This window comes from Candidatus Acetatifactor stercoripullorum (assembly GCF_944382095.1).
Lineage (GTDB): Bacteria > Bacillota > Clostridia > Lachnospirales > Lachnospiraceae > Acetatifactor > Acetatifactor stercoripullorum.
On sequence record NZ_CALWMU010000066.1, the window covers coordinates 1 to 10,122 of the forward strand.

The window sequence follows — 10,122 nt, forward strand, 5'->3', positions numbered from 1 at the left end:
ATCTCTCAAAAATCGGCAGATTGGTACTTTGGAAAGACATATCTGTCTTTTTATTGCAGTTTGCGGAAACTCAAGGAAAGAAAAATCTTTTTCAAGAAGCCGGTCAGGCGTTTTTCCACCAAAAGCCAGGATACAAAAGAGCACAGAAGGCATATGAGCACAGACACGGCAGCTCCCGCCAAAGCGTAAGGGCTGCAGACGGAAAAGTCAAATACCATGCGGTCCAGGAACATCACCGGATAATAATGTATCAAATAGATGGAGTAGCTCATGTCGCCCAGCCTTACGCTCCAGGCCGGCATTTTCCACTTAAGTCCAAACACAAAGAAGCAAAGCACCAGCATAAAGCCTGGGATACCCCAGAGGAAAACTCTTCGGAATCCCAGGATATTGATGTTTTCCTTGGTAAAGAGGAGAACACAGAAAAGAAGCAGCGCGGCCAGGGCGCACAGGGGGGCAAGAAAGCCGGGCAGGCGTCCGCGGCTGTGGAGACGGTATATGCCTCTGGCTGCATAATAGCAGAGAATCCCCAGGAGGAATTCCAGCATGATAGGATTTCCGTAAAAGGAAAGGGGAGCAAAGGAAACGGGGAGCAGATAGTTGAACGCAGTAAGGGCGCCAAGGAACCCGCCGCAGATCAGTCCCCGGAATCGGTGGCTTATGTGAAAGGAAATAAAAAACAAAAGGTAGAAAAACATTTCGCAGTTTACGGTCCAGCCGATGCGCATCAGGGGCTGGAGGACGCCGCCGCCGATGTCAAAGGGGATGAACAGGAGGCTTTTTATGAGAAATACGGGCTGAGGCGTAGTTTGTTCAAACATGCCGGGGAACAGCACAAGGACTGTCCAGGTAAAAAGGGTCATGATATAGTAAAGGGGAAGGATGCGGATCAGTCTTTTTCTGAGAAAAAAACGGGTGTCCTTATGGGTGGCAAGCATAATCATAAAGCCGCTGATGCAGAAAAAAATGTCCACGCCGAAGGCTCCGCAGTTTAAAAAACGGATATGCTCCAAAATTACAAATATGGCTGCAATTCCCCGCAGCGTCTGAATGCTGTGGTAGCGGTTTTCATGGAAATCGGCATTCTTTGGAACTGCTGCCGTGGTTTTAAAGAATGTGGACATAATGGCGCTCCTTCCCGAACTTTCATCCGGTATTTATCTTATCACGTTTTTGGCCTTTTGAAAACCGATGGGGCAAATTTAGCTTGCGCATCCATCCATATCATACTAAAATGATAACAAGTACAATCTGCAAGGGAAAGGCATAACAAAGACAAATGGATATAAGGCAGTATACCACAGGGGAGCTTTTTGGGCGTTTTCTCCCCTACTTTAAAAAGTATAAAAAGACGCTGCTTCTGGATTTATTCTGCGCTGCGCTCACAACCGTGTGTGAGCTGGTGCTTCCTCTGATTATGAGATATATCACCAACGAGGGCATCAGGGACTTATCCGCCCTTTCGGTAAAGACCATCGGCGGACTGGGGCTTTTGTATCTGGCCCTGAGAGTTATGGACTGTATTGCCAGCTATTATATGGCGGATATGGGCCATGTGATGGGAGCAAAGATTGAAACGGATATGCGCAGGGACGCCTACAGTCATCTGCAGAAGCTGTCCAATACCTACTATAACAATACCAAGGTCGGCCAGATCATGGGGCGGATTACCAACGATCTGTTTGATGTGACGGAGTTTGCCCACCACTGTCCCGAGGAATTTTTCATTGCTGCCATAAAAACGGTGATTTCTTTTGTGATTCTGGCACGGATTCATCTGCCCCTGACATTGATTATTTTTCTCTGCGTGCCTATTATGGCCGGGGTGTGTACGGCTTTGAATCTGCGTGTGAGAGGAGCCTTCCGCAGGCAGAGAAACCAGATCGGAGAGCTGAATGCCCGGATTGAGGACAGCCTTTTGGGACATAAGGTGGTAAAGGCGTTTACCAATGAAGAGATGGAAAACGGCAAATTTGAGGAGGATAATGGCCGTTTTCTTGACATCAAAAAGCTGACTTACCGTTATATGGCGGCTTTTCAGACCACGGTGAAGATGTTTGACGGCATTATGTATCTGCTGGTGCTGGTGGCGGGCGGTCTTTTCATGATCAGAGGAGCCATTGCCCCGGGAGATCTGGTAGCCTATATGCTGTATGTGAGCACCCTTATTGCCACCATCCGCAGGATTATTGAGTTTGCGGAGCAGTTTCAGAGGGGAGTGACGGGCATTGAACGCTTCCTGCAGATCATGGATGCGGATATTGAGATTTTTGATGAACCAGATGCGGTAGAGCTTGTGAACCCCCGGGGAGATATCGCCTTTGAGGATGTGAGCTTTGAATACCCGGATGATCACAATAGAGTATTCTCCCATTTGAATCTTCAGGTGAAGGCCGGAGAGAAGGTAGCCATTGCGGGGCCCTCCGGCGGAGGCAAGACCACCCTGTGCAATCTGATTCCCAGATTTTATGATGTGTCCGGGGGAAGGATTACGCTGGATGGGGAGGATGTAAAGCATTTTACTTTAAAGAGCCTGCGAAGGAGCATTGGCATTGTGCAGCAGGACGTGTATCTGTTTTCCGGTACTGTCTATGAAAATATCGCTTACGGAAGGCCGGGGGCGGACAGGGCGGAGATTGAGGAGGCCGCCAGGCGCGCAGGCGCCCATGATTTTATCATGGAGCTGAAAAACGGATATGATACCTATGTGGGAGAGCGGGGGGTAAAGCTTTCCGGCGGTCAAAAGCAGCGGATCAGTATTGCAAGAGTGTTTTTGAAGAATCCTCCTATCATTATTCTGGATGAGGCTACCTCGGCCCTTGACAATGAGAGTGAATTTGCGGTGGCCCAGTCTCTTTCCAGGCTTTCGGAGGGCAGAACCACCCTGACCATTGCACACAGGCTTTCCAGCATCCGCAATTCGGACAGGATTCTTGTGCTGACGGAGGAGGGGATCGTGGAGGAGGGAAGCCACGACGAGCTGATGGAGAAAAAGGGAATGTATTATCATTTCTATGAGACGGCGAATGCGCTGAAGTAGAAATGACATACAACATAGAATCAGAAATGCTGTATAAGCTGTATTATAATAAAAAAAGAAATGGGGCAAAGGAATGAAACTGGTATTTATTGGAGCGGCACATGAGGTTACGGGAAGCTGTCACTATCTTGAGGCAGGAGGAAAGCACATTTTGGTGGATTACGGAATGGAGCAGGGAGTGAATGTTTTTGAAAATGCACCCTTGCCGGTGGAGGAGGCCAGAATCGATTATGTGTTTTTGACTCACGCCCATGTAGATCATTCGGGGCTGCTTCCTCTCTTGTATGCCAAGGGATTTAGAGGGCAGGTATTTACTACGGACGCCACGGCGGATTTGTGCAGCATCATGCTGCGGGACTGTGCGCACATTCAAATGATGGAGGCGGAGTGGAAGAACAGGAAGGCAAAGAGAAGCTCCAGCGTGGAGGGGCAGGAGCCGCTCTTTAATATGGAGGATGCGGAAGGCATTATACGACGCATCGTGCCCTGTAATTACAATGAAATGATTCAGGTGTGTGAGGGCGTACAAATCCGCTTTACGGACATCGGCCATCTGCTTGGCTCCGCCAGCATAGAGGTGTGGCTTACGGAGGAGGGCAGAACGAAAAAGATTGTCTTTTCCGGGGATATCGGCAATAAGAACCAGCCTCTGATCCGGGACCCGGCGCCCACTGAGGAAGCGGACTATGTGGTGATGGAATCCACCTACGGAGACAGGCTGCATCCTAAGGACAGGCTGGATTATGTAAAGGAGCTTGCGGCTGTTTTAAAGGAAACCTTTGACAAGGGAGGCAATGTGGTCATCCCCTCCTTTGCGGTGGGAAGAACCCAGGAAATTTTGTATTTTCTGCGAAAGATCAAGGTGGGCCGCCTGGTGGAGGGACATGAGAATTTTCCCGTGTATGTGGATAGTCCCATGGCGGTGGAAGCAACGGGGATTTTTCAGGAAAACCGCAGAGAGTGCTTTGACGCGGAGGCCATGGAGCTGGTGAATGCGGGAATCAACCCCATTTCCTTTGCTGGGCTTAAGCTGTCCATAACCAGTGATGAGTCCAAGGAAATCAATTTTAATGAGACGCCCAAGGTGATCATTTCGGCCTCCGGCATGTGCGATGCGGGCCGTATCCGCCATCATTTAAAGCATAATCTCTGGAGACCGGAGTGCACCATATTGTTTGTGGGATATCAGTCTGTGGGAACCCTGGGCAGAAGCCTGGTGGAGGGGGCGGACGAGGTACGCCTTTTCGGAGAGCCCATTCAGGTGAGGGCGCAGATAAAGCAGCTTCGGGGCCTGAGCGGCCATGCGGATAAGGAGGGGCTGATCGAATGGCTGTCGGCCTTCAAGGAAAAGCCCAAAAAGGTATTTGTGGTGCACGGGGAGGACAGCGTATGCGTCTCCTTTGCGGAATGCCTTCGGGTGGAGCATGGTCAGAGGGCATATGCGCCTTACAGCGGAACGGTGTTCAATCTGCTGTCCAATGAGTTTGAGTACGAGGCACAGCCTGTGATGCGAAAGAAGAAGGATAAGCCTGCTTCCGGAGTGTATGCAAGGCTTCTTGCGGCAGCCCAGAGGCTTCTTGCCCTGGTGAAAAAAAGCGATGGACTGGCAAACAAGGATATGGCAAGGTTTGCGGATCAGATCAATTCCATCTGCGACAAGTGGGAGTAAAGGATTATGAATGTAATTGTTGCAGTTGACAACAACTGGGCGATCGGAAGCGGAAACAGGCTGTTAGTCAGCATTCCAAACGACCAGAGACAATTTCGGGAGGAGACTGCGGGAAAGGTGGTGGTGCTTGGTCGAAAGACCCTGGCGACCTTTCCCCAGGGAATGCCTTTAAAGAATCGTGTGAATATCATTTTATCCAGGGATAAGGACTATCATGTGAAGGACGCCGTAGTGGTGCACAGTGTGGAGGCCCTTATGGAGGAGCTGAAGCAGTATGCGGATCAGGACGTCTATGTGATCGGCGGCGAGAGTGTTTACAGACAGCTTCTGCCCTGCTGCAGCGTGGCTCATGTCACAAAGATAGATCATGAATACCAGGCGGACGCTTATTTTCCAAATCTGGATCAGGACCCGGACTGGGAGATCACGGCACAGAGCGAGGAACAGACTTACTTTGACATTGCTTATCAGTTTGTAAGGTATGAGCGGAAAAAAGATTGACTTTTAGATGGAAAAGTATAATAATGAAAAACAAAAGAAAAATAGCTTAAAAACAGAGCACAACCCTAGGAAAGAAGGAATGGCCGATGGAAAGGAAAAATATTGATTGGAGCAATCTGGGATTTGGATATATGGAGACGGACAAACGCTATGTATCCAACTATAAGGATGGAGCATGGGATCAGGGTGTTCTGACACAGGATGCCAATGTGGTGTTAAATGAGTGCGCCGGTGTACTGCAGTATGCGCAGACCATTTTTGAAGGCCTGAAGGCATATACCACAGAGGATGGACATATTGTGACCTTCCGCCCTGATTTAAACGGAGAGCGTATGGAGCAGTCTGCAGCCAGACTGGAGATGCCCATATTCCCCAAGGAGCGGTTTGTAGACGCGGTGACGCAGGTAGTGGCGGCCAATGCAGCCTACGTGCCTCCCTATGGAAGCGGCGCCTCTTTGTATGTGCGCCCTTACATGTTCGGCAGTAATGCCGTGATTGGCGTTAAGCCTGCGGATGAATACCAATTCAGGGTTTTCTGTACTCCGGTGGGCCCTTATTTCAAGGGAGGTGTTAAGCCCCTGACCATATGTGTCAGTGATTTTGACCGTGCGGCTCCTCACGGAACGGGCCATATTAAGGCCGGTCTGAATTATGCCATGAGCCTGCATGCCATTGTGTCAGCACATAAGGCGGGCTACGATGAAAATATGTATCTGGACGCAGCCACAAGGACAAAGGTGGAGGAAACCGGGGGCGCGAATTTCCTGTTTGTGACAAAGGACGGCAAGGTTGTTACGCCTAAGTCGGACAGCATACTGCCCTCAATCACCCGTCGTTCTCTGGTATATGTGGCGGAAAAATATCTCGGCCTTCAGGTGGAGGAGAGAGAAGTGCTCTTTGAGGAGGTAAAGGATTTTGCGGAGTGCGGCCTGTGCGGCACTGCGGCAGTGATCTCCCCTGTGGGAAAGATTGTGGATCATGGCAAAGAGATCTGCCTTCCCAGCGGCATGAGCCAGATGGGGCCTGTGACGCAAAAGCTTTACGATACCTTAACCGGTATCCAGATGGGAAGAATCGAAGCTCCCAAGGGCTGGATTCATGTAATTGCGTAAGAAAAATGAAATTTCTGCATACTGCCGATCTCCACATCGGCAAAAGGATTTTTGAGCTCTCCCTGATGGAGGATCAGGCATACATTTTGAGGCAGATTGTGGAGATCGCCCTTGAAGAACGGGTGGATGCCCTGTTGATAGCGGGAGATGTGTATGACCGCGCTGTACCTCCGGCAGAGGGAGTGACTTTGCTGGATGATTTTCTCACAAAGCTTCTGAAACAGCATATTCCAGTGATCATGATCACGGGAAACCACGATTCGCCCGAGCGGGTGGCCTTTGCGGATCGGATTTTGGAAAAGCAGGGCCTGTATATTGCCGGAGAGGTGGGAAAAGAGCCCAAAACAGTGACGCTTACGGATGCGTTTGGAGAGGTGGACTTTGTCTGCCTCCCTTTTATAAAACCGGCCCAGGCGGGGTGCGCTTCCAATGCCCAGGCAGTGGAAAAGCTTTTGTCCTCTCTTCCTGTGGACAAAAAAAAGAGCCGCAGACGCGTTCTTGTGACCCATTATTTTGTGGTGGGAGAAATGGGGGAGAGTCCCCTTCTTTCCCAGTCGGAAAGTGATGTAAATGTGGGAGGGCTGGACGCTGTGCCGGCGTCTTTATTTCAGAATTTTGACTATGCAGCCCTGGGACATATCCACAAGGCCCAGAAGGTGGGGAGCGGTAATGTCTATTACAGCGGCTCTGCCTTAAAGTATTCCTTTGGAGAGGCTTTGGGGGAAAAATCTGTAAACATTGTGGAACTTGAAGAGAAGGGAAAGGTTTCTGTAAAAATGCGTGCCTTGAAGCCCCTCCACGAGATGCGATGTATCCGGGGAGAACTTGGAGAGCTGATAAAGGCGGAAACGGTGCTTTCCCAGGGGGACGGGCTTGCGGATTATCTGCAGGTGACGCTCACCGACAGGGAGGAGCTGATAGATCCCATGGCGTCTCTTCGGAGCGTATATCCTAATGTGCTGCAGATACTGTTTCAAAAGAATTTGAAAAGGGAAGATGCTCCTTATGAAAGCCGCATAGAGGTGGGAAAGAAAAGCACCCAGGAGCTGTTTTCAGATTTTTATGAAATGCTGAAGGGGGAGCCCCTGGATGAAAAACGAAAAGCCATTGTAGAAGAAGCTGCCAGAGCGGCCCAAAAAGCAGAGGGCGACCCTACTTGCGCTGCAGACTGCTGATGTAGGCGCTGGGGGTCATGCCGGTCTTTTTCTTAAATAGCTGTGAGAAGTAGTGGGGGTTGTTGCCGCACCCCACTTTTTCTGCTACCTGCTGAATCTGCCAGCCCTCGGCCAGGTACTGCTTGGCCTTACGGATGCGCACCTCTGCCAGATAGTCGGAAAATTTTCTTCCGGTTTCCTTCAAAAAACGCTTGCTCACATAATCCACATTCATGAACAGCTGATTTTCCGCGATCTCCTTTAAGGTGATATTGGAATCGGACAGGTGCTGTTCCACGTAAGAGAAAATCTGTTTCGTAAAATTTGTGCCGGACTGCTTTTTTTCCGGAGAGACGATCTTGTGAATCATGCCATACAGCCTCTCCAGAATCTGAGAATCGGAATACCCCTGATTGATGGTCATAAGAAGCTCGGTGAGCTCAAAGGGAGCCAGCTCCTCCTTGCGAAGCTTTGTCTCAAAGAGCAGACAGTCCGACAGCTGTTTTAAAAAATTCATGTCCTGTATTCCACTTAAGAAATGATTCAGCTGGGTAATATCGCTGCCGCTTTCCTGCAAAAGATCGTGGAGAAACCCGGCCACCTGTCTGCGTTTTCTCTCATAGCAGTCCTTGGAGACCTCCAGAATACTTTCGGTGATCTGCTTTTCGTTGCAGGGCTTTAAAATGTACTGCTTTACGCCGTATTTCATGGCCTCCTTTGCATATTCAAATTCCCCGTAGCCTGACAGAATGATAAACTGCGTGTCCAGGTGGGATTTTGAAATATTTTTGATCAATTCCAGTCCGGTCATACCGGGCATTTTTATGTCTGTAAGCACAATATCAGGGGATTCGTCAATAATCATGTCATAGGCTTCCAGGCCGTTGGAGCACAGCCCGGAAAGCTCTATATCCAAAAGCTTCCAGTCAATCAGATTGGAAATGGTTTCCCGGATTACTCTTTCATCGTCTGCAATCATAAGTTTCAGCATGAGTTTACCTCCGTTTTATCCAGGTAGGGAATGGTGATCTGCGCCACCGCCAGATCGCCTTCATTATACAGGGTCAGACCGTAGGAGCCGCCGAACATCAGCTTGATCCGCTCGTCAATGTTGACCAGGCCGATACCAAAGCCTCTGGCAGACGCCTGATGATTTTTAAGCTTTAAAAGGAGACCCTCCTCAAAGGCAGAGCCGTCGTTTTTTACAAAAATCTGCAGTATCTCCTGCTGCTTTTCAAGGCCGGCCGTCTCCGTCAGTCTGACGTTGACCTCAATGTGACAGACCTCTGTGTTTTCCTCCAGACCATAGTGGACGGCGTTTTCCACCAGGGGCTGGATCATGAATTTGGGCAGCAGTGCAGAGCACAGGGAAGGATCGCAGTGGGATAGATACTCTAAATGCTCTTCAAAGCGGTATTTTTGAATGGTGATATAGGCATCTGTAATCTCCAGTTCCTTTTTCAGAGTCCATCCGCCGTTATCCTTGGAAAGAGAGGCCCGAAGCAGATTTCCCAGAGATTCCACCATGCTTGATATATCCTGGTTTCCTGCGGATTTTGCCCGCCAGTTGATGGACTCTAAGGTGTTGTAGAGAAAGTGGGGCTGGATTTGTTTTTCCAGGGCTTTGAGCTGGGCGTCCTTTTTCCAGAGCTCATTCACATAATTATCTAAGATCAGGTTGTGTATCCGCTCCGCCATGTGGTCAAACTGTCTGTTGAGCAGGCCGAATTCATCTTTGCGGTCTGCGTAAACAGGATCTGTCTGGGGAAGGGAGATTTGCTCCGCGTTGTAGGCCTGCATTTTTTTCAACAAAAGATTGGTGTGCCTGTCGATGGAGGAGATGGTGTAATGGGAGAACACCACTGCGATCAGGCAGGTGAAAAAAAGCACCACCATGCTGACGAACCACGAGATATTGGCGGAATAGGTGATGGAGTCATAGGACAGATAGCAGGTGTAGGTCAAGCTATGGCCGGGAATCAAGGTGCTGTATACAAAGTATTTGTGCCCGTCAACTGTCAAAATTTCATAGGAATCACCGGAGGCATTGTCAAGCTTTTGGAAAATTCCGTCTGCAGTGTCGTCGGTGTGATAAATGATCTGGCCGTCGCTTGCAATAAAATATCGCGTGTCAGGGAAAGCGCCCTCCTGCTGGTTTAGGGAAGAAATCATTTCGTCTAAGTCCACGGAGACGATTAAAGTCCCCAGGGAACTGAAGTAGGGACTTTGGGCGTTCCTGATCTGCCTGGTCAGATAAAAGCCGTTTGTCTGGGCGTATTGAAAGAGCCATACGGGGCGGCCTTCTCCCTCATCGGCCATGGCAAGCAGCCGCTCTTCTATTTCCTCCGGTGTGCGTTTGTCGCTCAAATAGTTTGAATAGATGGTATTTCTGGAGTGGGAGAGGGTGATGTAGTCCACATAGGAGGATTTGTATTGCTCGTAAAAATCCAAAACCGTTTGGGAAAGGGCCTGGTGGGCGATGGTCTGCTCTCTTGGGTTTTCACTGTCGTTGGCAGTCACAAGGTTTCTCTGTATCACGGAATCCGCCAAAAGGCTGCCGGTCATATCCTGTTATCCCGCATTTTATCTACCTTCGAATCATGTGATATTCAGCTGAATTAAAAAGAGGCATGGCATAAATTATTC

General features: G+C 49.5%; 7 protein-coding genes and 2 pseudogenes. 5 read left to right on the plus strand and 4 right to left on the minus strand.

All coding sequences use genetic code 11. From position 1 onward, the window contains the following. Window positions 1–50 precede the first annotated feature (50 nt). A complete protein-coding gene (locus SHK35_RS13650; protein ID WP_318710191.1) occupies window positions 51–1,124 on the minus strand; it encodes an acyltransferase family protein in 1,074 nt (357 codons plus the stop codon). 155 nt (window positions 1,125–1,279) lie between these two features. On the opposite strand from SHK35_RS13650, the gene SHK35_RS13655 reads away from it, so the two are divergent. From SHK35_RS13655 to SHK35_RS13675, 5 genes and pseudogenes are all read left to right on the plus strand, one after another. Further along, on the plus strand, window positions 1,280–3,040 hold the full coding sequence (locus SHK35_RS13655) for an ABC transporter ATP-binding protein (protein WP_318710192.1): 1,761 nt from the start codon (window positions 1,280–1,282) through the stop codon (window positions 3,038–3,040). Window positions 3,041–3,113: 73 nt separating this feature from the next. Further along, window positions 3,114–4,709 (plus strand): MBL fold metallo-hydrolase, encoded by a 1,596-nt coding sequence (locus SHK35_RS13660; RefSeq protein WP_318710193.1) that lies wholly within the window; start codon window positions 3,114–3,116, stop codon window positions 4,707–4,709. Window positions 4,710–4,715: 6 nt separating this feature from the next. Continuing rightward, window positions 4,716–5,210: a dihydrofolate reductase gene (locus SHK35_RS13665; RefSeq protein ID WP_318710194.1), complete on the plus strand. Its 495-nt coding sequence runs from the start codon at window positions 4,716–4,718 to the stop codon at window positions 5,208–5,210. Window positions 5,211–5,284: 74 nt separating this feature from the next. Next, window positions 5,285–6,322, plus strand: a pseudogene (locus SHK35_RS13670) (branched-chain amino acid aminotransferase); the annotation flags it as partial. A 5-nt stretch (window positions 6,323–6,327) separates the two neighbouring features. Next, complete coding sequence (locus tag SHK35_RS13675) at window positions 6,328–7,497, plus strand: exonuclease SbcCD subunit D (RefSeq protein ID WP_318705490.1); 1,170 nt, start codon at window positions 6,328–6,330, stop codon at window positions 7,495–7,497. On the opposite strand, the gene SHK35_RS14310 is transcribed toward SHK35_RS13675, so the two are convergent. The 3 genes and pseudogenes from SHK35_RS14310 to SHK35_RS13685 all read right to left on the minus strand — a co-directional run bounded on the left by SHK35_RS14310 (window position 7,475) and on the right by SHK35_RS13685 (window position 10,041). Continuing rightward, window positions 7,475–7,993, minus strand: coding sequence for a helix-turn-helix transcriptional regulator (locus tag SHK35_RS14310; protein WP_442867445.1), 519 nt, complete (start codon window positions 7,991–7,993; stop codon window positions 7,475–7,477). The genes SHK35_RS13675 and SHK35_RS14310 overlap by 23 nt on opposite strands. Window positions 7,994–8,014: 21 nt before the next feature. Further along, window positions 8,015–8,467: pseudogene (locus tag SHK35_RS14315) on the minus strand (response regulator); the annotation flags it as partial. Beyond that, window positions 8,461–10,041, minus strand: coding sequence for a sensor histidine kinase (locus tag SHK35_RS13685; protein WP_318710195.1), 1,581 nt, complete (start codon window positions 10,039–10,041; stop codon window positions 8,461–8,463). The gene SHK35_RS13685 and the pseudogene SHK35_RS14315, both read right to left, overlap by 7 nt. Between the last annotated feature and the right edge of the window lie 81 nt (window positions 10,042–10,122).